The organism is Halomonas denitrificans, assembly GCA_019800895.1.
GTDB lineage: Bacteria > Pseudomonadota > Gammaproteobacteria > Xanthomonadales > Wenzhouxiangellaceae.
The window spans coordinates 937,729-961,123 of record JAHVKF010000002.1; the positions used below are offsets into that span (position 1 = coordinate 937,729).

Genomic DNA, 23,395 nt, shown 5'->3' on the forward strand with positions numbered 1-23,395 from the left:
AATCCGATACGCGTTGCCCCGGACGCCCCGGTGGCAGCCACGGCCCCCGAGATCATCGGGCCACGAGTGCAGCGACCGATCGCTGCGAGAGAGGAAAGCGATGAACCTGACCAAGCACGCCAGTGACCTTCCGTCCATCCGCGATCAACGGTTGCGCGTCGATCGACGGCATTTCAACCTGATCTTCGCCGCCGCCTTTCCGTTCTATCTCGCGACCTACGGTATTGCGCGAGTGCTGCCGAAGAAGTGGCGCTCCAGCGTGTTCGCGGTGGAGCTCGACGACGGGGTCGTCGAGCAGGCACGGCTCCAGGCCAGGCTGATCGCGTCCTACGCGACGATGGTCTGAGGTCGCCCGGCGCAAGAATTCGTCGACGACATGTCGAGAAAGCCCGCCGCGGGGCTGATGCGCGGCAACGTCCCGAGAGGGTCAATGTGAAGGAGAACGAAGTATGGACAACCAAGACCACAAGCAGTCGATATCGGGTCTGAGCGAGAAGGAGGCGAAGGAGTTCCACAAGATCTTCGTGGTCAGCTTCCTCGTGTTCACCGCGATCGCGATCGTCGCCCACATCCTGGCCTGGCAGTGGCGGCCGTGGATCCCCGGCCCCGAAGGCTACGCAATGATCGATTCCGCGCGGGCCGTCGTGGGTTCCGTCGTTTCATCACTGAGCTAGGAGAATCATCATGTGGCGTATATGGCTTCTGTTCGATCCGCGGAGAGTGCTCGTCGCACTTTTCACGTTCCTGTTCGTGCTCGCACTGTTGATTCATTTCGTCCTGCTGAGTACCGACCGGTTCAACTGGCTGGAAGGCGCGGCCTCGACCGATTCGGGCGCCCCGCAGAGCGTCAGCGCAGTGCATTCCCCGGAACACTGGGTGTAGGACCCCGGCGCAGCGGGGGGCCCGGCTCCCCGCTGGACCGGCTGGCGGCGATCGGTGACGTCCGATCGGCAATGACTTAGGAGGCGCAAGCATGTCGATGCTGAGCTATGAAAAGAAATACCGCATACGTGGCGGCACGCTGCTCGGGGGCGACCTGTTCGACTTCTGGGTCGGACCGTTCTACGTCGGCTTCTTCGGGGTCACGACGATCTTCTTCGCGGTCCTCGGTACCGCTCTGCTGGTCTACGGCGCGGCGATCGGCCCGACCTGGAATCTCTGGCAGATCAGTATCGCGCCGCCGGACCTCAGCTACGGACTCGCCCTCGCGCCGCTCAAGGAAGGCGGGTTGTGGCAGATCGTCACGGTCTGCGCGATCGGGGCCTTCGTGTCCTGGGCGCTGCGCGAGGTCGAGATCTGTCGCAAGCTCGGCATGGGCTACCACGTGCCGATCGCCTTCGGCGCCGCGATCTTCGCCTACGTCAGCCTGGTCGTCATCCGACCGGTGCTGATGGGGGCCTGGGGCCACGGCTTCCCGTACGGCATCCTGAGTCATCTGGACTGGGTATCCAACGTCGGATACCAGTACCTGCATTTCCATTACAACCCCGCCCACATGCTGGCCGTCACCTTCTTCTTCACGACGACGCTGGCGCTGGCGTTGCACGGCGGTGCGGTTCTGTCCGTGCTCAACCCCGGCGAGGGCAAGCCGATCGGGACCGCCGAACAGATCAATACCTTCTTCCGGGACATCCAGGGCTACTCCATCGGTGAGCTCGGAATCCATCGGCTGGGTCTCTACCTGGCGATCGCCGCGGGCTTCTTCAGCGCGGTCTGCATCATCATCAGCGGCCCGTTCTGGACCCGGGGCTGGCCGGAATGGTGGAACTGGTGGCTCGAACTGCCGGTTTGGTCGTAATCAGGACAGGGAGCAGCCATCATGGTCGACAACACCAATCTCTACACGCAGGCCCAGGTCCACGGGCCGCTCGATTACGGTTCGCCGCTACCGCAGGGAAGCTATCCGCGCGTCGGCAAACCGTTCCGCTCCTACTGGCTCGGCAAGCTGGGCGACGCCCAGGTCGGGCCCATCTACCTCGGCGGCTACGGCATCGCCTCGTTGATCTGCGGCTTCATCGCGATCGAGATCATCGGGTTGAACATGTGGGCCTCGGTGGGCTGGGATCCGATCGAGTTCGTCCGCCAGCTGCCGTGGCTCGCGCTCGAACCGCCTTCACCCGAATACGGCCTGAGCCTGCCGCCACTGAACGAGGGCGGCTGGTGGCTGCTGGCCGGATTCTTCCTGACCGCCTCGATCCTGCTGTGGTGGGTGCGCGTCTACACGAGGGCCCGGGCGCTCGGGCTCGGCACGCATGTCGCCTGGGCGTTCATGTCGGCGATCTGGCTCTACCTGGTGCTCGGCTTCATCCGGCCGCTGGCCATGGGCAGCTGGGGCGAGGCCGTCCCCTTCGGCATCTTCCCGCACCTCGACTGGACCGCGGCGTTCTCGATTCGCTACGGCAACCTGTTCTACAACCCGTTCCACATGCTGTCGATCGCGTTCCTCTACGGCTCGGTGCTGCTGTTTGCCATGCACGGCGGCACGGTCATGGCGACCAGCCAGTTCGGCGCGGAGCGCGAGGTGGAGCAGGCCTTCGACCGCGGCACGGCCTTCGAACGCGGCGCGCTGTTCTGGCGCTGGACGATGGGCTTCTGCGCCAACGCCGAATCGATTCACCGCTGGGCCTGGTGGTTCGCGGTGCTGGTTCCGCTCACCGGCGGCATCGGCATCCTGCTGACCGGGACCGTGGTCGACAACTGGTACCTGTGGGGCATGAAGCACGGCCTGGTCCCGCCGTACCCGGAAACCGGCGTGGTTGATCCCGCCGCGGCGCCCGTGCAGGGAGGTGGCCAATGAAGATCGTTGCCTGGTTCGTCGGACTCATCGCCCTGTTCCTGACCGGCTTCATGCTGTTCACGGCGGGCTGGGAGCGGCCGCCGGTGGAGTCCGAGCAGAGCGGCTATCGCGGCACGGGCATGGCGCAGATCATCAATCCGCGCGCCGATCCGCAGCGCCTCGAGGCGCAACTCGCCGACGTGCCCGAGGCGACCCCGATGGCCTCCGGTGCCGGCCCCCGCGCCGGCGACGTCTACCAGAACGTCCAGGTGCTCGACGACCTCTCGGTCGCGCAGTTCACCCGGGTCATGCAGGCGATCACGCAGTGGATCTATCCGGAGGAGGGCTGCGCGGGCTGCCACAACCTGAACAACCTGGCCGACGAGTCGATGTACCAGAAGGGGGTCTCGCGCCGCATGCTGCAGATGACCCGGCACATCAACGGCGAATGGGGCAGCCACGTCGGCAACGTCGGCGTGACCTGCTACACCTGTCACCGGGGCAATGCCGTGCCGCAGTACACCTGGTTCAACGCCGATCCGGCGATTCACGATGGCGCTGGCATGGTCGGGTGGCGAAACGGCCAGAATCTTCCCGCCGATGCCGGAGGCCTGTCGTCGCTGCCCGAGGATCCGTTCTCGGCGCTCCTCGAGCAGTCCGGGCAGATCCGGGTGGCCGGCGACACCGCGCTCCCCGACGGCGACGACGCGGCGAGCATCCAGGCCACCGAATGGACGTACTCGCTGATGATGCACATGTCCAACGCGCTGGACGTCAACTGCACCTACTGCCACAACTCGCGCGCGTTCAGCGCCTGGGAGGAAAGCAGCCCCCAGCGCCAGACCGCGTGGCACGGCATCCGCATGGCCCAGAACGTCAATGCCGAATACGTGGCCTCGGTCAGCGGGATGCTCCCCGAAGACCGCCTCGGGCCGACGGGAGAAGGCCGGAAGGTGAACTGCGAGACCTGCCACCAGGGCGTCAACAAGCCGCTTGGCGGACTGGCGATGGCCGAGAACTATCCTTCCCTGTGGGGTGACGGCGGCGCACCGCAGATGTCCCTGGAGGACGTCGCTGCTGCGCATGAAGCGCTGGTGATCGCGGCCGAGGCGGAGGCATCGAACGAGCCGGTCGAAGCCGGAGAAGCGCCCCCCGCGGAACTCTAACGGCGTCTGCCCCAGGCGGCCGCGGAAGTTCGTGGAAGATCGCCGACGTTTCACCCGGCCCTGTCGACCCGATCGCCAGGGCCGGTCTGCGTTCCGGGGTTCGAGTGCATCGTCAGCGGAGGGCGTCCGCCCGGTGGCGTCCGGCTTAGGCGTGCCGGTGCCGGTCCCCATCTTCGTGACCGTCCCGATCACCGGTCTTGTCGGTATCGGCTAGAAAGGCCCGGTAGTCGCGCACGAATTCGTCGGTGACCTCGAAGTACGGCAGGGCACCGGTCGGGTATTCGGTGATCCGCCAGTTCGGACGATCCCGGTAGTTCGACGCACGGGAGAAATCCGTGAAGTCTCCTCGCACGCCGTGCGACAACCAGACCGGCTGCTCGAGCTCGTCGTAGACCGCCGGAATGTTCGCGCTGAACAGGTAGCCCGAAAGGAAGTGGAACGGCGCGTAGCGGGCGTCGGGATGGCGGGTCATCCGCACCGACATGCGGAACAGTTCTTCATCGATGTCCTTTCGCCCGAAGGTCTTGCGCAGGAAGAAGCGCACGCTGAGGCGGGAGGTGAGTCCGCGGTACAGGGCCCGGCCGATGATCGGCAGGGTCAGGAAGCGGTAGACGGCGGCAACGCCGCGGTTGTCCTCCGGCGAGCCCCGGGTCCGGGTCTTGCGCGAAAAGCCGGTCGGGCTGACCAGCGCCACGCTCCGGATCGTCGCCGGGGCTTCCCGCGCCGCGCGAGCCAGGAACTCCGACGACAGGGAAGCGGCCAGCACGTCCACCGAGGCCACGCCGGTCTCGGCGCGAATGCGCTCCAGCAGTGCGTGGATCGCGTCGATCATCAGGCGCGGCAGGTAGGGACGGTCGCTGCGGTCGGAATGCCCGTAGCCGGGCAGATCGATCGCGTAGGTTCGCCGGTCGCCCCGGAAGGCGTCGTACAGCGGGCGGACCTCGTGCGCCGAAGCGGCGGCATTGACCGAGTGGATCAACAGCAGCGGCCGCGGCGGGCCGGTCGTTCGATCCCGGCCGCCCTCGGGGCCGGCAACGTAATAGCTCACCCGGCCGACGGACGAGTCGACCAGTGCGAGCCGCTCGCCGGTGAGCGTCCGCGGCAGGTCGGACGTTGCAGCGGTCACCGGCGCGGCCCGGCCGGCAGGATGTGCGGAATCAGGTCGTGCGCTGCAAAGGGTTCAGGCACTGGCCGAACCCACCGGTGATCGCAGCGCTGCGCGTTTCCCGGTGGGCGGCATTTCGGCGGCCCGGTTCGTGGCACCGGTTTCCGGTTCTGCCGGCAACGCGTCCGTGCCTTGACCCCCCGGCGCGTCGCCGGTCCCTGTCCGGTGCTTCAGGCTCCAGCGCCAGAGGGCGTCGGCCGGGATCGGCAGCACCATGAACCAGTGCTCCACGACGGCGAGTGCGACCAGGCTGGCGAGCAGGGTGAAGCCCGCGGTCGAGAAGGACGTGGCCTCCGCCGCGGCAGCGGAGTGCGCGAGCAGGATCGCCAGCGCGGTGCCGCCGGTGACCGAGAAGGGAAACAGCAGGTTCATCGGGCGCTCGCGGAAATAGCTGGTCAGGTACTGCAGTCGCTCGGGAATGAACTCCGCATTGAGGTTCCTGACGCCGAGGAACACGTTGAGCTTGGCGCTGACGTGCATCGCCCAGAGGGCCAGGAAGGTCCACAGCCCGAACCGGTTCGGCTGGCCCCAGGTCATGTAGAACAGGAGCGCCGCCGTGACGACTATGGCGAGTTCGTGATGGATGCTGGTGGCCAGCGCGTGGACGAAACGCCGGCGGCCGCTGCAGCCCGCCGGGCAGCGCGCGCGGCGCGGGCCGGTCACCACCCCCATGTAGTAGCTCATGGTGTGCCAGCCCCAGATCAGCAGGCCGCAGGAGAATGCCAGGAAGGCTGCGCCGACCGTTTCCTGTCCTGCCGTGGCCCACAACCCGTAGACGGCGCCTGTGAGCACCAGCGTGCCACCGGCCATGCTCCAGGCGAAGGTCCGGGGCGACCTCGAGTTCAGGAAGAAGATGACGCCCGTGCTGAACCACCAGAGAAAGGTGGAAAAGGCGACGGCGGCGAGAACGAGGTGCACGGTCGCGAACCGTCCGCTTACCAGACCGGCGCCATGCGAGCGCTTTCGGGCAGCTCGTGGCGCCTGGCGGGCAGCGTGTAGAGACGCAGCAGCGTCGCTCCGGCCGCCGCGGTCAACCCGACGCGTTGCAGGGCGCCGACGATGCCGCCGCGTTGCTTCGCCTCGTCGATCCGCACGGACAGGCGCCAGAGGCGGTCCATGCCCTTCTTGAATTTCGGGTGGTCGATGTCGAGCTGGAGCGGGAAGACCTGGCGGGAAATCTCGTTGGTGATCCGGAACACTTCCATGTCGTAGTCGTCGGGGTGCACGTCGAGCGCCGCGTGGAAATGCGGACGGTTGTGATCACGCACGTACATCGTTGCGTAGACCGCGAGCAGGAAGAACCGCACCCAGAGCTTGTTGTGGCCCTTGAGCAGCTTCGGGTTGGCGCGCATCAGCAGCGCGAAGGCCTCGCCGTGACGGAACTCGTCGTTGCACCACGCCTCGAACCACTGGAAGATCGGATGGAAGCGAAGCTCCGGATTGCGCTCGAGCTGGCGGAAGATGGTGATGTAGCGCGCATAGCCGATCTTCTCGGACAGGTAGACCGCATAGAAGATGAACTTGGGCCGGAAATAGGTGTACTTCTTGGCCCTGGTCAGGAAGCCGAGATCCACGCCCAGGCCAAAATCCTTCAGCGAATCGTTGATGAAGCCGGCGTGCCGGGCTTCGTCGCGCGCCATGTGCGTGAACAGTTCCTTGATGTCGGGGTTGTTGATCCGCTTCTTGATCTCCGAATAGAGCACGCAGCCGGAAAACTCGGCGGTGACGGAGCTGACCAGGAAGTCGATGAACTCCTCGCGAAGTTCCGGCGGCAACTCGTCTGCGGCGTCCTTGAAATTGCCCTGGCGCTTGAAGTGGCCCTTGTTGCGGTCCTCGCGGAGGTCCTCGATCAACGCGTCCCACTCGCGACGCACGGGCCCGACGTCCAGTCGATCCATGGCCTTGAAGTCGGTGGTGTAGAAATGCGGGCTGAGCAGCGTGTCCTTGCGCGCCTGTTCGGTCGTGTCGATGCTGCGCGAGTCCATCACGGACGTGTTCATGGTCGCCTCCTCGGCGTGAAGCTCAGATCGTAGAGTTCGTTGAATTCCAGCGCCCCGCGCCAGCGCGCCCACAGGCGGTCGAGCACGCCGCCCCGGATGACGGTGGCCGTGCGTCGGCAGCGTACCCGCTCGCCGAACGCGACCTCGGTGGGCGCTTCGTGGACCAGCACCTGGTCGCCGCCGTTGACCTCGACGCCGTCGAGTTCGACATGGGCTTCGAGCGTCTCGTTGCTGTGGACGATGGTGACCGTGCACGGCACCTCGTCGAAGCGTCGCCGGAAGATCGGGGACAGGCCGGTCATGACGGCGACTCGTGATCGACCAGCAACACCCGGAACGCCTCGATGTTGGTCGGTCCGAAGGCCTGGAGATCGATCCGCTGGCGGGTCTGCGGATCTTCGAGCAGCAGCGTGCCGCTGGGCTGCTGCCGCAGGATGAACGGGTGTTCGGGTCCGATGCCGCTGGCGGTGCGGGCACGCGCGAGGCTGCGCAGGATGCCGCGGATGAAACCGCCTTCGCCCGAATGGACCACGTGGATGACCCGGTCCGGGCCGTCGGGAACGGCGGCGTAGACCAGCACCGATCCATCGGCCCCGTCCTCGAAGCGGAGTTCGCGGCTCTGCACCGGCGGCTCCGCGGCCGGAATCCGGGCGCTGGGCTCCAGGCCGGCGATGCGGAATGCCGCGACCGCGGCGATGGTCAGGCCGATCAACAGGCCCGCGGCGATCAACGCCTGGCGCGGAACCTCGATCGAATGGCCGTGCGGGTGATCGTGGGGATGGGCGCTCATCACAGGCTCACGAGGCCGCGGTCCGGCGCAGATCGGGCTTGAACGGCGCCGCAGCGGCGGCAGGTGTGTCTGCGGCCTGCTGGTGGGCGGCCAGGGCCCGGCCCAGAATCTCGCCGGCCTGGCGCGGGTTTTCCAGGGCGCGCAGCACCGGCACCGGGCGTTTCAGCCGGAACAACCGGACGTTCGGCCACACCATGCTGTAGAGCAGGCGGGGGCCGTTCATCGGCAGCTCGATGTCGCCGGTGCCGTCGTCGAAACAGGCGAGGTCGGCGCGCGCAACGTTGACGAAGGGCAGGTTGACGGCGCTCGGCAGGGCCAGGCCCGACTGGATGATCACTCGCTTGTCGGTCACGGTGAAGACCGTCGTGCGGGCATACAGCCAGGCAAAGGCCGCAAGCAGTGCCAGCACGCCCAGCGCCGGCGGAACGGCCCAGACCAGCGCCCGGGCCACGGCGACCGCCTCCCCCGTGTCGAAATAGGCCGAGGCCGCGACCCACGCGATGATCACGAGAAAATAGAGCGCGATCTTGCCCAGCTGGAAGACCCGGCGTCCGTAGGCCTTCCACTCCGGCACCTGCTGCCAGAGCACACGCTCTCCCTCGGGCAAGGGGCCCGGCAAGGGCTTGATCGGCCTGACCCGGATCCCGCCCGGAGCGTTTCCGCTCGCGTCGCTGGCTTCGTGGCTCAAATCAGCGGCTCCTGCCGCTTCGGGTCGGCATAGAGATGGCCGCTGGAGAAGTAGGCCGTGATGCGGTCCTCTTCGAGCCGGGTGATCCGGTCGCCGCTGGCCGTGCGCGGCACGCCTTCGAACTGGTTCGACATGATCGAGGAGACCAGGATCCGGCCGGCACCGAAGCGGACGCGTGCGAAGCCGTAGGGAAGTAGCGGATTGTTGCGGGCCGCGACGTCGCGATCGGGCGTGTCCGAACCGGCAAGCGCCACTTCGAAATACAGCACCCGCGGCTCGGCCCGGTCGACCCACAGGTCCTTGACCGTGCCGACCGTGCGGCCGTCGGCGGCGACGACCGCCATGCCGCGCGGGTCGGGGTCTTCCGGCTCGACGATGAAGTTGTCGGCCACCCGCATCGGCACCACCTTGGGCACTCCGTCGATGGTCAGGTCCGGCAGGTCGTCGCGGTCGGCGTAGCTGGCCGGTCCCACGCCGTCACGCATCGGGTCGCCGGTGGGAACGAGCGGCGAGCCGTTCCACGGTGCGGTCGCGGTGGTCCCGGGGATCGGGCCCGGCGCCGGCTCGGCATGCGGTGCGAACTTGACGCCCTGGTCGCCCGGCAACAGGAAGGTCTTCGGTTCGGGCGGACGCGGAAAGCCGACGACCTGGACGCGCGGTGCCCGGTCGCTGCGGTCGGACTCGAGCGGATAGCCCTCGCGCTTGTCCTCGCGGCGCAGGTAGATGATCAGCCCCGCGAAGAAGATCCAGAATGCGTACAGCACGAGCTGTGCGACATCGATATAGCCGGTAATAGCACCTGTGGACATGGCGAGTCCTCCCTCGAATGCGCCGGGTCAGCCCGGCATCTGGTCCAGGCCGAATCCCTTGTCGCGCACCGCGAGCGAGGCGCCGCGCCGCCAGGGATGGGCCAATGGACCGGCAATGGCCAGCGTGATGAATAGTAGGATGATCTCAAGCTGGTACACAAATCCGTAGCCGACCGCCGGGCCGGACAATGCCGCGCCGAGCTGGCCCTGCATGGCGAGCCCGTCGACGACGTCGCGCAGGCCGCCGCCGATGGCGATGCCGGCGCCGATCGCGGTGGCCTGCACCGCGCCCCAGGCCCCGAGAACGAGGCCGTGATCGCTCGTGCCCGCCATGCCCATCGCCGCGGTCAGCGTGCTGACCGCAAACAGGCCGCCGCCGAAGCCGATCAACGTCGTCCCGATGCGGAACATCCATTCCGATCCGGTCGGACCGGCCAGCAGGACGGTGGTGAAGGCGACGATGCCGACCAGCAGGCCGGCCGCCGCCAGGCGGTGCGGATCGCCGCCCCGGCCCAGGGCGCGGGCGGCCCAGGCGAACGCGCCGAGCGCGCCACCGGCCAGCAGGGCGGTGAGAATCGTGGTCTGGCTGACGCTCAGCCCCAGGACCTCGGCGCCGTAGGGTTCGAGCAGGATGTCCTGCATGCTGAACGCCGCGCTGCCGAGGCCGACGGCGAGCAGGAAGCGGTGCATGCCGCGCTGGCGCATCAGCATGCGCCAGGCCTCCGAGAAGGCGGGCCGCGGCCGATCGGCGGCGGTGCGCGCCGGATTCCGGGTTTCCTGCTTCCACAGCGCCACGCAGTTCAGGATCATGGTGGCCAGGGCAGCGCCCTGGATCACCCGGATCAGGCGCAGTTGACCGAAATCGGCGAGCGTGAGCGCGAAGATCACCGCGCTGCCGACCATGCCCAGCAGCAGCATCACGTACAGCAGGGCGATGACCCGCGGGCGCGAGGCTTCGGGCGCCAGGTCGCCGGCCAGCGCCAGGCCGGCGGTCTGGGCGGTGTGCATGCCGGCGCCGGTCAGCAGGAAGGCCAGGGCCGCGCCGGCCGCGCCGATCCAGGCCGGGCCGTGCCCGCCGCCGGACAGCACCAGCAGGGCGAAGGGCATGATCGCCAGGCCGCCGAACTGCATCAGGGTGCCGAACCAGATGAACGGGACCCTGCGCCAGCCGAGCACCGAGCGATGCGTATCGGAGCGAAAGCCGATCAGCGCGCGCAAGGGCGCGAACACCAGCGGCAGCGAGACCATTACGGCGATCAGCCAGGACGGGACGCCGAGTTCGACGATCATCACGCGGTTCAGCGTGCCGGTCAGCAGCACCACGGCCATGCCGACCGAGACCTGGAACAACGACAGTCGCAGCAGCCGCCCCAGTGGCAGCTCGTCGCTGGCGGCATCGGCGAACGGCAGCATGCCGGGACCGAACTGGGTCCAGGCCTGGGCCAGGCTGCCGGCGCGGCGCTTCATCGGCGCAGCTCCATGGCCTGGGAAATGTAGAACGCGCTATGGACGCGTCGGGTGCGGGCGATGGACCAGTCGCGCAGGCCGGGGTTGCGTTCGATCATCGCGCACAGCCTGCGGTGTCGGACCGGCTCGATCATCGGTGCACGGTTACCGCGCGGGAACAGCTTGCCGGCCGCGTGCATCATGCTCAGCAGCACCGTGCGGGGGGCGAAGGTGAAAAGGATCGATCCGTCGACGCGCCGGCCGAGGTCGCCGAGTACGCGCACGCAGTCGTCGGGCTGGTAGTGGATCAGCGAGTCCATGGCGATCACCGCGTCGAAGCGGCCGAGCGCCGGGTCGAGGAGGTCGCCGACGCGGAAGTCGATCGTGCCGGGCAGATCGTCCGGGGCCCGGTCGGCCGCGAGTTCGACCAGCTTCGGGGCGATGTCCACGGCCAGTACGTCGGCGCCCCGACGCGCCAGCTCCACCGCGGTCGCGCCGGTGCCGCAGCCGGCGTCGAGCACCCGCTGGCCGCTGAGGTCCTCGGGCAGCCAGGCCAGCAGCGTTCGGCGCATTTCGTCCCGACCGGCCCGGACCGAGGCCCGGATCCGGCCGACCTCCTCGTCCGAGGTCAGGCGCCGCCAGGCATCGACCGCGGTGCGATCGAAGTAGGTCAGGAGCTGGCTGCGCTTGGCCTGGTAGGAGGTCGTGCTCATGGCGTCAGTCGAAACCGAGCAGGTCGAAGATGTCGCGGTCCTTCATCGGCGAAACCGTCAGCGGATCGACGCCGTCCCACAGGGCCTGTGCCATCGCGAGATAGCCATCGAGGACGGCGTCGAGCTCGGGGCTGGACTCCATCTCGAACAGGGTGGACTTCTTCAGCCGGCTCTGGCGAACGATGTCCAGGTCCGGGAAATGGGCCAGCGTCTTCATGCCGATCCTGCCGTTGAACAGGTCGATCTGGTCGGTCGCCGCGCTGCGGTTGGCGACCACGCCCCCCATGCGAACCTTGTAGTTCTTGGCCTTGGCCTGGATCGCGCCGACGATGCGGTTCATCGCGAAGATCGAATCGAAGTCGTTGGCGGTCACGCAGAGGCAGCGGTCGGCGTGCTGCAGCGGGGTCGCGAAGCCGCCGCAGACCACGTCGCCGAGCACGTCGAAGATCACCACGTCGGTCTCCTCGAGCAGGTGGTGTTCCTTCAGCAGCTTGACCGTCTGGCCGACGACGTAGCCGCCACAGCCGGTCCCGGCCGGCGGGCCGCCGGCCTCGACGCACATCACCCCGTTGTAGCCCTCGTAGACGAAGTCCTCCATCTCGAGTTCTTCCTTGTGGAACTCGACCGACTCGAGCACGTCGATGACGGTCGGCACCAGGGTCTTGGTCAGGGTGAAGGTCGAGTCGTGCTTCGGGTCGCAGCCGATCTGGAGGACCCGCTTGCCGAGCTTGGAGAAGGCCGCGGACAGGTTGCTCGAGACCGTGCTCTTGCCGATCCCGCCCTTGCCGTAGACGGCGAAGACCTTGGCGCTGTCGATGGTCAGATCCGGATCCATCTGGACCTGGACGCTGCCTGCGCCGTCGCCGGGCCGGCCGTTCCTGCCGATCGACTCGACCGGAATGTAGGTGGTTTCAGTCATGCATACGCCTCTGTGTGTACGTGTTCGAGCCGATCCTCCAGATCGGCTCCGGCCTCGCGCAATGCGTCGAGCATTTCCTCGCTGGGCGACCAGTAGTTGCGCTCCTGCGCCTCGATCAGGCGGTTTGCCAACTTGATCGAGGCGGTCGGGTTGAGCGCCGCGATCCGGTTGCGCATCTCCGCATCGAGCACGAAGGTCTCGGTGATCCGCTGGTAGACCCAGGGGTCGACCTGGCCGGTCGTTGCCGACCAGCCCATGGTGTTGGTCAGGTGTTCCTCGAGGTGACGGACCCCTTCGTAGCCGTGGGCGAGCATGCCCTCGTGCCACTTCGGGTTGAGCAGGCGGGTGCGCGTCTCGAGCGCGACCTGCTCGCCGAGCGTGCGTACCTTGCCTTCGCCCCGCGTCTGGTCGCTGATGTAGACCGGCACGTCGTTGCCGCCGGCGCGCTTGACCGCCCGGCTGATACCGCCGAGCGTGTCGAAGTACTGGCTGATCGTGGTCACCCCGAGCTCGACGGAATCCAGGTTCTGGTAGCTGAGCTGGACGCCGGCCAGCACGTCGTCGAGCAGCTGCCGCTGCTTCTTCGGTTGGCCGTCGCGGCCGTAGGCGAAGCACTTGCGGCTGGCGTAGGTTTCGGCCAGCTCGTCCTCGTCGTCCCAGCGGCCGTTGTCGAGCAGGTGGTCGACGTTGGCGCCGTAGGTGCCGTCGCCGTTGCTGAACACCCGGAGCGCGGCGGTCTCGAGGTCGCAGCCGTGCTTGTCCCGGTAGGCCAGCGCGTTGCGTCGAAGGAAATTCATGTCGGACGGCTCGTCGGCGCTGGCCGCGAGCCAGGCCGCGTCGGCCAGCAGGCGGGTCTGCAGCGGGAGCAGGTCGCGGAAGATGCCGGACAGGGTCATCACCACGTCGACCCGCGGCCGGCCGAGTTCCTCCAGCGGGACGAGTTCGGCGCCGGCCAGCCGGCCGAAGCCGTCGAAGCGCGGGCGGGCGCCCATCAAGGCCAGGGCCTGGGCGATCGGCCCGCCCTCGCTCTTCAGGTTGTCCGTGCCCCAGAGCACCAGGGCGATCGACTCCGGGAACGCCTGACCGTCGGCGAGGTGGCGCTCCAGCAGGCGTTCGGCCTGGAGCACGCCTTCGCGCACCGCGAACTGGCTCGGCAGCCGGAACGGATCGAAGCCGTGCAGGTTGCGGCCGGTCGGCAGTACTTCGGGGTTGTGCAGCAGGTCTCCGCCGGCCACCGGCGGAATGAAGCGACCGTCGAGCGCCCGGAGCAGGGCGGGGACTTCGTGGTCCTCGGCCAGGACGCGATCGCAGGCCTGCAGGCGCGCGCACAGCGCTCGGTGGTCCGTGTCGTCCGGCAGCCCGGCCGATGCCAGCGCTGCGTCCGCCGTCCGGCCTTCCATCAGGGCGGTGACCAGCTCGGGGGACGGCCGGTGACCGAGCGTCGCTTCGGCGACCGACTGCAGCATGTCGCGCCGGGCGTCGATCGACGACGGCCGGCCGACCACGTGCAGGCCTTCGGGAATCAGCGTCTCTTCCAGTTCCCGCACCCGATCGCCCAGCGCGGTCACGCGGGCGTCGGCGTCGGCGGCGCTCCAGGCCGGCTCGGCCGGCGCCAGGTCGAGCTCGGCGGCCTGGGCCTGGACCAGCTCGACGAGGCGCTCGCGCTCGCCGTCGGTGGCCGGGTCGAGGCGCCGGTAGCGGTCGATCGAGTCCTTCAGGTCGAGCAGGCCGCGATAGAGGCCGGCCTCGGCCATCGGCGGCGTCATGTAGCTGACCAGCGTCGCCGCGCTCCGCCGCTTCGCGATGGTGCCTTCCGACGGGTTGTTGGCGGCGTACAGGTAGAGATTTGGCAGGTCGCCGATCAGCCGATCGGGCCAGCAGGTGCGGCTCATCCCGGCCTGCTTGCCGGGCATGAACTCGAGCGCGCCATGGGTGCCGAAGTGCAACACCGCGTCGGCGTCGAAGTCCTCGCGCAGGAACCGGTAATAGGCCGAGAACGCATGGGTCGGTGCGAAGCCGCCCTCGAACAGCAGGCGCATCGGGTCGCCCTCGTAACCGAAGGACGGCTGGACCCCGACGAACACGTTGCCGAAGCGTTCGCCGAGCACGTGGATCGTGCCGCCGTCGGCCTGGTGCTTGCCGGGTGCCGGGCCCCACTGGGCCTCGATCTCCTCCAGATGGGGCTCGCGCTGGACGTGGTCGTCCGCCGGGATGCGGAGATGGACGTTGGCGTCGGAGCCGTAGCGTGTCCGGTTGCCGTCGAGAATCCTCGTGCGCAGCGCATCGACCGATTCCGGCAGGTCGACGCGATAGCCGTCCGCGGCCATCCGGGAGAGCACTTCGTAGAGCGACTCGAACACGCCGAGGTGCGCCGCGGTGCCGATGTTGCCGGCGTTCGGCGGGAAGCTGAACAGGGTGATCGCGACCCGGCGTTCGCTGCGGGCCTTGCGCCGCAGGCGGACCCAGCGGTCGACGCGGCGGACCAGGGTGTCGATCCGCTCCGGGTGGGGCCGCATGGTCCGCTCGCCTTCGCCGGCGCCGGCCCGGCCGCCGAACACGGTCGCACCGGTGGCGCCGTCGAGCTCGGGAATCGAGACCATCATGGTCGATTCGACCGGCATCAGTCCCTGCGGGGAGGCTTCCCACTGGGTCAGGCTCTGGAACTCGACCGCCTGGGCGGCGATGTAGGGCACGTCCAGTTGCGCGAGCACTTCGCCGGCGGCATCGGAATCGTTGTAGGCCGGACCGCCGACCAGGGAAAAGCCGGTCAGCGACACGAGCGCGTCGATCTGCGGCGCACCGTCCCGGTCCTGGAAGTACCCGCGGATGGCGTCGCGGGCGTCGAGTCCGCTGGCGAACGCCGGAACGACGCGATAGCCCTGCGCTTCGAAGGCCTCGATCACGCCGTCGTAGTGCTGCGTGTCGCCGGACAAGACGTAGGAGCGCATCACCAGCAGGCCGATCGTTCCGCGGCAGTCCCTGGCCGGCGCCGGCAGGTGGTCGAGGCGGTCCGTGATGCGTCCGGGCACGCCCGGGTGATACAGGCCCGTATCGGGATACTCCTTGGGTAGCGGCGCTTTCAGCGCGCCGCGGAGTGCCCTGCGGTCGCCGTCGGCGTAGCGATTGACCAGGAACTGGACCATTCGCGCCAGATTCTCGTCCGAACTGCCGAGCCAGTACTGCAAGGTGAGGAAGTAGGCGCGCACGTCCTGCGCCGTGCCGGGAATGAAGCGCAGGATGCGCGGCAGGCGCCGAAGCATGGCCATCTGCTTCGAGCCCTGGGTCTTGCCGCCGGGTCGTTTGTCGTCACCCCTGCCGTTGGCGCCGTCGCCCGGCTTGCTGCGCCCGCGAAGCCGCTTGAGCAGGGCCAGCGGTCCGCTCTGCGGTGCGCTCATGTCGAAGCCGCCGAGGCGCGTCAGGCGAACGACCTCGCCGGCCGACATGCAGCCGACCATCGCGTCGCAGTGGTCGCGCCGGGCCCGCAGCGCCGGCAGGATCGGCTCGACGTGCGGCTCCATGAACAGCATGCTGGCGACGATGATGTTCGATTCCGCGATGTCGGCCTTGCACGACTCCAGGGACGCCGCATCGTGATCCCAGTCCGCCGCCGCGTGGAGGTTCAACGACAGCCCCGGCACGGACGCGGCCAGCTGCCGCCGCGCGCGATCGGCGGCGGCGTTCAGGTGGCGATCCAGCGTCACGATCGTGACCCGGACCTCCGGGCGGTCAGCGGCCGAAGTGGGCCTTGGCATCGTAGAGTGTCTCCACGGTGATCCGCTCGAGGCCGCTTTCGGCCGCGTAGCGTTCGGTGTTCCGGCGCGCCTTTCCGCGCACGAAGAACGGGATCTTCTTGAGCTCCTGTTCGGCCTCCGGGTCCCAGCCGGGGCCCGCGTCGGGCGTCGTGGCCGCCGGGGCCTTGCGCTCGCCCTCCGCCGCGGCCGCGTGACCGAGGTGCGAGGGCGGTGCGTCGTCGTGGAATTCGAAGTCTTCCCGGAACATGCCGAGCAGGTGTTCTTCCAGGCCCATCGTGAGCGGATGGACCCAGGAATCGAAGATCACGTTCGCGCCCTCGAATCCCATCTGCGGCGAGTAGCGGGCGGGACAGTCCTGGACGTGGAACGGCGCCGAGATCACCGCGCAGCCGATCCCGAGGCGCTTGGCGATGTGGCGTTCCATCTGGGTGCCGAGCACCAGTTCGGGCTCGAGTGCGGCCACGTGGCGTTCGACCTCGAGGTAGTCGTCGGTGATCAGCGGCTCGACGCCGTGGCGATCCGCCGCGGCGCGCACCTCGCGCGCCAGTTCCCGGCTGTAGGTGCCGAGGCCGACGACCTCGAAGCCGAGCTCTTCGGCCGAGATCCGCGCCGCGGCGACCGCGTGGGTGGCGTCGCCGAAGATGAACACCCGCTTGCCGGTGAAATAGGTCGAATCGACCGACCGCGAATACCAGGGCAGGCGCGAGGCGGCCTGCTGCTTCATCGGACCCACGTCGACGCCGGCCAGCTCGCCGACTTCGTCGAGGAACTCGCGGGTCGCCCCGACGCCGATCGGGACCGTTTTCACCCACGGCTGCTTGAAGCTGCGCTCCAGCCACTTGCAGGTCGTGCGTGCGACTTCCGGATACAGGCAGATATTGAAGTCGGCCTCGGGAATGCGCAGCAGGTCTTCCGGCGTGGCGCCTTCCGGGGCCACGACCAGCACATCGACGCCGATCGACTCCAGCAGCCGGGAAATCTCGATGACGTCGTCGCGGCAATGGAAGCCCAGCGCCGACGGTCCGAGCAGGTTGGCGCGCGGCCGCCGGTCCGGGTCGCGTGCCGGGCGCTCGCTGCCCGGCGCCGGCACCTGGCCGGCGAGCAGGCCGCGAACCAGCTGGTAGAAGGTTTCCGACGCGCCCCAGTTCTCCTTGCGCGAATAGGCGGGCAGCTCCAGCGGCACCACCGGCACGGGCAGCCCCATGCCCTGGGCCATCGAGCCGGGCTGGTCCTGGATCAGTTCGGCGGTGCAGGATTCGCCGACCAGCATCGCGCGCGGCTTGAACCGTTCGTAAGCCTCGAGGACGGCGGTCCGGACCAGGTCGGCGGTATCGCCGCCCAGGTCGCGTGCCTGGAAGGTCGTGTAGGTGACCGGCGGACGCTTGTCGCGACGCTCGATCATCGTGAACAGCAGGTCGGCGTAGGTGTCGCCCTGGGGTGCGTGCAGGACGTAGTGCAGGCCGTCCATCGACGTCGCCACGCGCATCGCGCCGACGTGCGGGGGGCCTTCGTAGGTCCAGAGCGTCAGCTGCACGTCACACCGCCAGGCGCTGGGCGCGGTCGAGGGGGCGGGCGAACAGCTCGGCGAGGTCGCCGGCCTGGTCGAAGCCGTGAATGGGCGAGAACACCAGTTCGATCGACCACTTGGTGCGCAGGCCGATCGCTTCGAGCGGGTTGGCCAGGCCGAGTCCGCAGACCGTGAGATCGGGCCGGTCCGCGTGGACCCGGTCGAGCTGCCGATCGACGTGCTGGCCCTCGGAGATCCGCACGGAATCGCCGAGTTGTTCGAGTTCGCCCGCCAGCACCTGGCGGTCGAGGAACGGCGTGCCGACCTCGACCAGCTCCATGCCGCACTCCTGCTTGAGGAACCGGGCCAGCGGAATCTCGAGCTGGGAATCGGGCAGGAAGGTGATGCGCTTGCCGCTCAGCCGGTCCCGGTAGCGGTCGAGCGCGCGTGCCGCGCGGGCCCGGGCCGGCGCCGTGACCTCGTCGAGCTGTGAGCGGTCGATGTCCCAGGCGTCCGCGGCTGCAGCCAGCCAGGCGTAGGTGCCTTCGATGCCGAACGGGTAGGGCGCCTCGAGAAGCGTCGCGCCGCGCTGGGTCAGCGCGCGCACGGTCTCGCCGAGGAACGGCTGGGCCGGCAGGACGAGCGTTTCGGGCCCGACGCCCGGCAGCTCGCTCGCCCGGCGCGGCGGCAGGAAGTCCACCGGGCCGATGCCGAGCTGGTCGAACAGGCGCGAGAACTGGTCCTCGACCACGTCGGCCAGCGTACCGACGACCAGCAGCGAGCGTTGCCCCTGCGCGCGTCGCGGCATCTCGGGCACGAGCGACATCAGGCAGTTGTCCTCGCCCTGGGTGAAGGTGGTCTCGATGCCGCTGCCAGAGTAGTTGAGTACACGTACGCGGCCGGCGTAGGTGCGCGAGAGCCGCTGTGCGGCATTGTCGAGATCGAGCTTGATGACTTCCGACGGGCAGGAGCCGACCAGGAACAGGGTCTTGATGTCGGGCCGCCGTTCCAGCACCTGGTGGGCGACGCGGTCGAGCTCCTCGTTGCAGTCGGCCATGCCGGCCAGGTCGCGTTCTTCCAGGATTGCGGTGGCGAAGCGCGGTTCGGCGAAGATCATCACGCCGGCCGCCGACTGGATCAAGTGCGCGCAGGTGCGCGAGCCGACGACGAGAAAGAAGGCGTCCTGCATCTTGCGGTGCAGCCAGACGATGCCGGTCAGGCCGCAGAACACTTCCCGCTGGCCGCGCTCGCGAAGAACGGCGTCGGTGGAACACCCCGACACGGCCCGGGGCGGCGTGGCGACGGAGCCTTCGGTCATGAGATCGCCCCGGTGGTCGTCGCGCTCGTGGTCACGGAGGGTGCGGTTCGCGGGTCGCGGCCGGTCGGCGACGGAGTCGCGAGTCGTGCCGCGCGCAGCTTCAGCAGGAACTGGGCGGCATTGACCACGTAGGTGGCGTAGGCGACCAGCGCCAGTACCATCTGCGCTTCCACGCCCAGCGCGCCGGTGGCCAGCGCAACGAGGTAGGCCGTGTGCAGGGCCAGCACCAGCATGCTGACCACGTCCTCCCAGAAGAACGCGGGGGCGAACAGGTAGCGTCCGAAGACCTCTCGCTCCCAGATCGACCCGGTGATCATGATCGCGTAGAGCAGCAGCGTCTTGACCACGATCGAGACGGTGGCTGCGCCTTCACCGGCGCCGGTCGCCAGGAACCTGGCGACCAGCACGAGGCTGATCAGGAAGACCAGGAACTGCAGCGGAGCAAGCACCGCCTGGACGTAGGTCCAGACCGAGGCATCACGTCGACGACGCTGTTCCGGCGTGTAGAGAGGGTCGCCGTGGCGGCCCTCCCGAGTAGTGCGGCATCTTGCCAAGCTCCCTCGCTCGGGAAGAAACGGCGGAATTCGCTCGGCGACGTGCCGGTGGAATCGCTCTGTCTCCCCACTACCGACCCTAATCCCCGGACACGGCCGTGTCAATGTTGTTCACGCGACCTTCACACGCGTGAATCTAGGGGGGATCGCCGCAGCGGGTCTCCCGAACACGGTTCCGATCGCGATGGGGCCTGGATGTCGTCGCGGTTGACGCGGTGCGAGCGCGAGGCTAGTTTCCACCGATGCCCGAGTTCCCGTCACCGCGTTCCACCCTCGAATTGCTCAAGCCGGTGACGTGGTTCGCGCCGATGTGGGCGTTCGCCTGCGGTGTGGTTTCCTCCGGCGTCGCGGTCCAGGATCGCGTCCTGTTCGTGATCGGTGGCGTGCTGCTGGCCGGTCCCCTGGTCTGTGGCACCAGCCAGGCGGTCAACGACTGGTTCGACCGCCACGTCGATGCGATCAACGAGCCCGGCCGCCCGATTCCCTCGGGGCGGATCCCCGGTCGGTGGGGCCTCTACATCGGTCTGATCTGGACCGCGCTCTCGCTGCTCGTCGCACTGCTGCTCGGCGTCTGGGTGCTGGTCGCGACCGCCGTGGCGCTGCTGCTCGCCTGGTTCTACAGCATGCCGCCGATCCGATTGAAGCAGAACGGGTGGTGGGGCAACGCTGCGGTCGGCATCAGCTACGAGGGGATCGCCTGGTTTACCGGCGCCGCGGCCATGCTCTCGGCGCTGCCGGGCTGGCCGATCCTCGCGCTGGCCGGCCTGTACAGCCTCGGCGCCCACGGGATCATGACCTTGAACGACTTCAAGGCGGTCGACGGCGATCGGGCGATGGGCATCGCCTCGCTGCCGGTCCAGCTCGGCGTCGAGCGGGCCGCCCGCCTGGCCTGCGCGGTGATGGCCCTGCCGCAGGTCGTCGTGATCGGCCTGTTGCTTGCCTGGGACCGCCCCTACCATGCCGCCGCCATCGTGCTGCTGCTGGCCTGGCAGGCAGTGCTGATGGTCCGCCTGATGGAGCGGCCGCGCGAGCGCGCCCCCTGGTACAACGCCACGGGCACGTCGTTGTACGTGCTCGGCATGCTGGTCGCCGCCTTCGCGGTGCGTGACGTCGTGCCGCATCCCGCGGTACAGGTGGCCGGATGAGCGTCGGCGGCCTGGGCTGGTTCGGTATCTTCCGCCTCGGCCTGGTGCAGACCGCGCTGGGCGCGGTGGTGGTCCTGACCACGTCGACCCTGAACCGCGTGATGATCGTGGAATGGGCGCTGCCGGCGGTGCTGCCGGGCCTGCTGGTCGGACTGCACTACGCGGTGCAGATCCTGCGCCCTCGCTTCGGCTACGGTTCGGACGTGGCCGGACGGCGCACGAACTGGATCATCGGCGGCATGTTCGTCCTTGCCAGCGGCGGCGTTCTCGCCGCCGTGGCGACCGCGTGGATGGCGACGCGGCCCGGCCCGGGCATCGCCCTGGCCTTCGCCGCATTCGTCCTGATCGGTCTCGGTGTGGGGGCCTCGGGCACGTCGCTGCTGGCGCTGCTGGCCAAGCAGGTCGATCCGGCCCGGCGCGCCGGCGCGGCCACGTTGGTCTGGCTGATGATGATCGTCGGCTTCGTGGTGACCGCCGGCGTCGCGGGCCAGTTCCTCGATCCGTTCTCGCCGCAACGGCTTGTCGTCGTCTGCGGCATCACGTCGGCGGCGGCCTTCGTCCTCGCGCTCGTCGCCGTGATTGGTGTCGAGCGGAGCGCGGGACCGGCAGCGCCAGCGACCGGCACCGCGGCGCCGCGGGTCCGATCGCCCTTCATGACGGTGCTGCGGGAGGTCTGGTCCGAGACGCGAGCGCGCCGCTTCACGGTCTTCGTGTTCGTCTCGATGCTGGCCTACAGCGCGCAGGACCTCATCCTCGAGCCCTTCGCCGGGATCGCGTTCGGTTTCACGCCCGGTGAGTCGACCCGCCTCGGTAGCGTGCAGTACATGGGTGTGCTGCTCGGCATGATCCTGGTGGGGGTGGTCGGCGGCCGCACCGGCAGGACCCGCTTCGGGTCGCTGCGCGCCTGGACCATCGCCGGCTGCGCAGCCTCGGCGCTGTCGCTGCTGTGCCTGACCGCGGCCGGACTGGCCGGTCCGCCCTGGCCCCTGCATGCCTCGGTCTTCGCGCTCGGTGCCGCCAACGGCGCCTTCGCGGTTTCCGCGATCGGCATGATGATGTCGCTGGCCGGAGAGGGGCGCCGCGGTCGCGAAGGCACGCGGATGGGCCTGTGGGGAGCGGCCCAGGCCTTCGCCTTCGGCCTCGGCGGGTTCCTCGGCGCGGCCGGCGTCGACGTCACGCGCATCCTCGTCGGTTCGCCGACGGCTGCCTACGCGGTGGTCTTCGCCCTGCAGGCCGCCCTGTTCGGATTCGCCGCCCGCCTGCTGATCGTGTTCGATCGACGCGACGACGACGCGGACCCGGAGGGTCAACTTGCGCCGGCCGGAACCGACGGCTATCTTGCCCATCCCAGGGAGCGCTAGAGCGTGCAATCGAACCCGCAGGACCCACATTACGATGTCGTCGTGGTCGGGGGCGGGCCCTCCGGGGCCACCGCGGCGCATGAACTGGCTCGCCTCGGCCGTTCGGTACTGTTGCTCGACCGTGGCGGTCGCATCAAGCCCTGCGGGGGCGCCGTACCGCCTCGGCTGCTCGAGGAGTTCGACGTACCGGAATCGCTGCTGGTCGCTCGAGCGCACTGCGCGCGGATGATCTCGCCGTCGTCGAAGGAGGTCGACATGCCGATCAACGGCTTCGTCGGCATGGTCGACCGCGAGGAGTTCGACGAGTGGCTGCGCGAGCGCGCGGGGCGTGCCGGTGCCGAGCGCCGCACCGGTCGCTTCGTTTCACTGGAGGACGGCGACGACGGCCGGGTCGTCGTGACCTACACCACCCGGGGCGAGGACGCCTCGGATCGTCGGTCCCACCAGGTCACCGCGGCCCTCGTGATCGGCGCTGACGGTGCGCGTTCCGAAGTGGCGCGCCAGTCGATCCCCGAGGCGCATTCGATTCCGTTCGTGGCGGCCTACCACGAGATCGTGCGCTCACCGCCGCAGGGCGAGAAGGACTTCGACGGCACGCGCTGCGACGTCTACTACCAGGGCGAGCTGTCGCCTGACTTCTACGCCTGGGTGTTCCCGCACGGCGATTGCACCAGCGTCGGGGTGGGTACCGCGAACAAGGGCTTCTCGATGCGTGCGGCGATCACCCGCCTGCGCGAACGCACCGGCATGGGCGACCGCGAGACGATCCGGCGCGAGGGCGCGCCGATTCCGCTGCGCACGCTGAAGCGCTGGGACAACGGACGCAACGTCCTGGTCACCGGCGATGCCGCCGGCGCGGTCGCGCCGTCGTCGGGCGAGGGCATCTACTACGCCATGTACAGCGGTCGCCTCGCGGCCGAGGCGGCCGACGCCTTCTGCGCCAGCGGTGACCCGAAGACCCTGCGATCGGCGCGCAAGCGGTTCCGCAAGGCGCACGGCCGGGTGTTCTGGATTCTCGGCATCATGCAGCGCTTCTGGTACTCCAGCGACAAGCGGCGCGAGCGCTTCGTGCGCATCTGCGACGACCCCGACGTCCAGCACCTGACCTGGGAGGCGTACATGCACAAGCGCCTGGTCAAGGCGCGTCCGCTGGCCCACGTCCGCATCTTCTTCAAGGACATGGCCCACCTGCTGGGCATCGCGCCGACCAAATGATCCGCGCTTCGACAACCGCGCGCCGGGTTCCGGTGCCGGGCGGCGGCGCGCGAAGCGGGGACCCGGAATCC

General features: G+C 68.7%; 23 protein-coding genes. 9 read left to right on the forward strand and 14 right to left on the reverse strand.

Annotation, left to right across the window (positions count from 1 at the left end; genetic code table 11):
- Positions 1-100: 100 nt before the first annotated feature.
- The 6 genes from KUV67_08185 (at position 101) to KUV67_08210 (ending at position 3,942) form a co-directional block, all read left to right on the forward strand.
- The gene (locus KUV67_08185; protein MBY6204856.1) at positions 101-346 is read left to right on the forward strand and encodes a hypothetical protein; all 246 of its coding nucleotides are present in this window, start codon (positions 101-103) and stop codon (positions 344-346) included.
- Between the two features lie 103 nt (positions 347-449).
- Positions 450-674 (forward strand): light-harvesting protein, encoded by a 225-nt coding sequence (locus KUV67_08190; GenBank protein MBY6204857.1) that lies wholly within the window; start codon positions 450-452, stop codon positions 672-674.
- Between the two features lie 10 nt (positions 675-684).
- Positions 685-882: a light-harvesting protein gene (locus KUV67_08195; protein ID MBY6204858.1), complete on the forward strand. Its 198-nt coding sequence runs from the start codon at positions 685-687 to the stop codon at positions 880-882.
- A gap of 97 nt (positions 883-979) precedes the next feature.
- A complete protein-coding gene (gene pufL, locus KUV67_08200; protein ID MBY6204859.1) occupies positions 980-1,798 on the forward strand; it encodes a photosynthetic reaction center subunit L in 819 nt (272 codons plus the stop codon).
- Positions 1,799-1,819: 21 nt separating this feature from the next.
- The gene (pufM, locus tag KUV67_08205; GenBank protein ID MBY6204860.1) at positions 1,820-2,797 is read left to right on the forward strand and encodes a photosynthetic reaction center subunit M; all 978 of its coding nucleotides are present in this window, start codon (positions 1,820-1,822) and stop codon (positions 2,795-2,797) included.
- Positions 2,794-3,942: a photosynthetic reaction center cytochrome c subunit gene (locus KUV67_08210; GenBank protein ID MBY6204861.1), complete on the forward strand. Its 1,149-nt coding sequence runs from the start codon at positions 2,794-2,796 to the stop codon at positions 3,940-3,942. Before pufM ends, KUV67_08210 begins: the two co-directional genes overlap by 4 nt.
- Positions 3,943-4,087: 145 nt before the next feature.
- On the opposite strand, the gene KUV67_08215 is transcribed toward KUV67_08210, so the two are convergent.
- The 14 genes from KUV67_08215 to bchF are packed head-to-tail and all read right to left on the reverse strand — an operon-like array spanning position 4,088 to position 19,603.
- Positions 4,088-5,068 (reverse strand): alpha/beta fold hydrolase, encoded by a 981-nt coding sequence (locus tag KUV67_08215; protein ID MBY6204862.1) that lies wholly within the window; start codon positions 5,066-5,068, stop codon positions 4,088-4,090.
- 54 nt (positions 5,069-5,122) lie between these two features.
- On the reverse strand, positions 5,123-6,025 hold the full coding sequence (locus KUV67_08220) for a DUF3623 domain-containing protein (GenBank protein ID MBY6204863.1): 903 nt from the start codon (positions 6,023-6,025) through the stop codon (positions 5,123-5,125).
- A 17-nt stretch (positions 6,026-6,042) separates the two neighbouring features.
- On the reverse strand, positions 6,043-7,107 hold the full coding sequence (gene acsF / locus KUV67_08225) for a magnesium-protoporphyrin IX monomethyl ester (oxidative) cyclase (GenBank protein MBY6204864.1): 1,065 nt from the start codon (positions 7,105-7,107) through the stop codon (positions 6,043-6,045).
- Entirely contained in the window at positions 7,104-7,409 is a 306-nt protein-coding gene (locus tag KUV67_08230; protein MBY6204865.1) for a hypothetical protein, read from the reverse strand. The genes acsF and KUV67_08230 overlap by 4 nt, the downstream gene beginning before the upstream one ends.
- On the reverse strand, positions 7,406-7,897 hold the full coding sequence (locus KUV67_08235) for a hypothetical protein (GenBank protein ID MBY6204866.1): 492 nt from the start codon (positions 7,895-7,897) through the stop codon (positions 7,406-7,408). The genes KUV67_08230 and KUV67_08235 overlap by 4 nt, the downstream gene beginning before the upstream one ends.
- Positions 7,898-7,904: 7 nt before the next feature.
- Positions 7,905-8,585 carry a PH domain-containing protein gene (locus KUV67_08240; GenBank protein ID MBY6204867.1) on the reverse strand — a complete coding sequence of 227 codons (681 nt, stop codon included), beginning with the start codon at positions 8,583-8,585 and terminating at the stop codon, positions 7,905-7,907.
- Positions 8,582-9,394 carry a photosynthetic reaction center subunit H gene (gene puhA, locus KUV67_08245; protein MBY6204868.1) on the reverse strand — a complete coding sequence of 271 codons (813 nt, stop codon included), beginning with the start codon at positions 9,392-9,394 and terminating at the stop codon, positions 8,582-8,584. Before puhA ends, KUV67_08240 begins: the two co-directional genes overlap by 4 nt.
- Before the next feature lie 27 nt (positions 9,395-9,421).
- Complete coding sequence (locus tag KUV67_08250) at positions 9,422-10,807, reverse strand: BCD family MFS transporter (GenBank protein MBY6204869.1); 1,386 nt, start codon at positions 10,805-10,807, stop codon at positions 9,422-9,424.
- 50 nt (positions 10,808-10,857) lie between these two features.
- Positions 10,858-11,553 (reverse strand): magnesium protoporphyrin IX methyltransferase, encoded by a 696-nt coding sequence (gene bchM, locus KUV67_08255; protein ID MBY6204870.1) that lies wholly within the window; start codon positions 11,551-11,553, stop codon positions 10,858-10,860.
- Between the two features lie 4 nt (positions 11,554-11,557).
- Positions 11,558-12,472, reverse strand: coding sequence for a ferredoxin:protochlorophyllide reductase (ATP-dependent) iron-sulfur ATP-binding protein (gene bchL / locus KUV67_08260; protein ID MBY6204871.1), 915 nt, complete (start codon positions 12,470-12,472; stop codon positions 11,558-11,560).
- The gene (locus KUV67_08265; protein ID MBY6204872.1) at positions 12,469-16,224 is read right to left on the reverse strand and encodes a magnesium chelatase subunit H; all 3,756 of its coding nucleotides are present in this window, start codon (positions 16,222-16,224) and stop codon (positions 12,469-12,471) included. Before KUV67_08265 ends, bchL begins: the two co-directional genes overlap by 4 nt.
- The gene (locus KUV67_08270; protein MBY6204873.1) at positions 16,199-17,758 is read right to left on the reverse strand and encodes a ferredoxin:protochlorophyllide reductase (ATP-dependent) subunit B; all 1,560 of its coding nucleotides are present in this window, start codon (positions 17,756-17,758) and stop codon (positions 16,199-16,201) included. Before KUV67_08270 ends, KUV67_08265 begins: the two co-directional genes overlap by 26 nt.
- Position 17,759: 1 nt before the next feature.
- On the reverse strand, positions 17,760-19,049 hold the full coding sequence (locus KUV67_08275) for a ferredoxin:protochlorophyllide reductase (ATP-dependent) subunit N (protein MBY6204874.1): 1,290 nt from the start codon (positions 19,047-19,049) through the stop codon (positions 17,760-17,762).
- On the reverse strand, positions 19,046-19,603 hold the full coding sequence (bchF, locus tag KUV67_08280; protein ID MBY6204875.1) for a 2-vinyl bacteriochlorophyllide hydratase: 558 nt from the start codon (positions 19,601-19,603) through the stop codon (positions 19,046-19,048). The genes KUV67_08275 and bchF overlap by 4 nt, the downstream gene beginning before the upstream one ends.
- A gap of 242 nt (positions 19,604-19,845) precedes the next feature.
- Here bchF and chlG point away from each other — a divergent pair, with 242 nt between their 5' ends.
- The 3 genes from chlG to KUV67_08295 are packed head-to-tail and all read left to right on the forward strand — an operon-like array spanning position 19,846 to position 23,324.
- The gene (chlG, locus tag KUV67_08285; GenBank protein ID MBY6204876.1) at positions 19,846-20,748 is read left to right on the forward strand and encodes a chlorophyll synthase ChlG; all 903 of its coding nucleotides are present in this window, start codon (positions 19,846-19,848) and stop codon (positions 20,746-20,748) included.
- Entirely contained in the window at positions 20,745-22,109 is a 1,365-nt protein-coding gene (locus KUV67_08290; GenBank protein ID MBY6204877.1) for a BCD family MFS transporter, read from the forward strand. Before chlG ends, KUV67_08290 begins: the two co-directional genes overlap by 4 nt.
- Positions 22,110-22,112: 3 nt before the next feature.
- A complete protein-coding gene (locus tag KUV67_08295; protein ID MBY6204878.1) occupies positions 22,113-23,324 on the forward strand; it encodes a geranylgeranyl diphosphate reductase in 1,212 nt (403 codons plus the stop codon).
- Positions 23,325-23,395 lie beyond the last annotated feature (71 nt).

Coding starts and splice junctions, on each gene's coding strand:
- KUV67_08185 (MBY6204856.1), top strand. CDS start 101: ATGAACCTGACCAAGCACGCCAGTGACCTTCCGTCCATCCGCGATCAA.
- KUV67_08190 (MBY6204857.1), top strand. CDS start 450: ATGGACAACCAAGACCACAAGCAGTCGATATCGGGTCTGAGCGAGAAG.
- KUV67_08195 (MBY6204858.1), top strand. CDS start 685: ATGTGGCGTATATGGCTTCTGTTCGATCCGCGGAGAGTGCTCGTCGCA.
- pufL (MBY6204859.1), top strand. CDS start 980: ATGCTGAGCTATGAAAAGAAATACCGCATACGTGGCGGCACGCTGCTC.
- pufM (MBY6204860.1), top strand. CDS start 1,820: ATGGTCGACAACACCAATCTCTACACGCAGGCCCAGGTCCACGGGCCG.
- KUV67_08210 (MBY6204861.1), top strand. CDS start 2,794: ATGAAGATCGTTGCCTGGTTCGTCGGACTCATCGCCCTGTTCCTGACC.
- acsF (MBY6204864.1), bottom strand. CDS start 7,107: ATGAACACGTCCGTGATGGACTCGCGCAGCATCGACACGACCGAACAG.
- KUV67_08230 (MBY6204865.1), bottom strand. CDS start 7,409: ATGACCGGCCTGTCCCCGATCTTCCGGCGACGCTTCGACGAGGTGCCG.
- KUV67_08235 (MBY6204866.1), bottom strand. CDS start 7,897: ATGAGCGCCCATCCCCACGATCACCCGCACGGCCATTCGATCGAGGTT.
- puhA (MBY6204868.1), bottom strand. CDS start 9,394: ATGTCCACAGGTGCTATTACCGGCTATATCGATGTCGCACAGCTCGTG.
- KUV67_08250 (MBY6204869.1), bottom strand. CDS start 10,807: ATGCTGCCGTTCGCCGATGCCGCCAGCGACGAGCTGCCACTGGGGCGG.
- bchM (MBY6204870.1), bottom strand. CDS start 11,553: ATGAGCACGACCTCCTACCAGGCCAAGCGCAGCCAGCTCCTGACCTAC.
- bchL (MBY6204871.1), bottom strand. CDS start 12,472: ATGACTGAAACCACCTACATTCCGGTCGAGTCGATCGGCAGGAACGGC.
- KUV67_08265 (MBY6204872.1), bottom strand. CDS start 16,224: ATGCCAAGGCCCACTTCGGCCGCTGACCGCCCGGAGGTCCGGGTCACG.
- KUV67_08275 (MBY6204874.1), bottom strand. CDS start 19,049: ATGACCGAAGGCTCCGTCGCCACGCCGCCCCGGGCCGTGTCGGGGTGT.
- chlG (MBY6204876.1), top strand. CDS start 19,846: ATGCCCGAGTTCCCGTCACCGCGTTCCACCCTCGAATTGCTCAAGCCG.
- KUV67_08290 (MBY6204877.1), top strand. CDS start 20,745: ATGAGCGTCGGCGGCCTGGGCTGGTTCGGTATCTTCCGCCTCGGCCTG.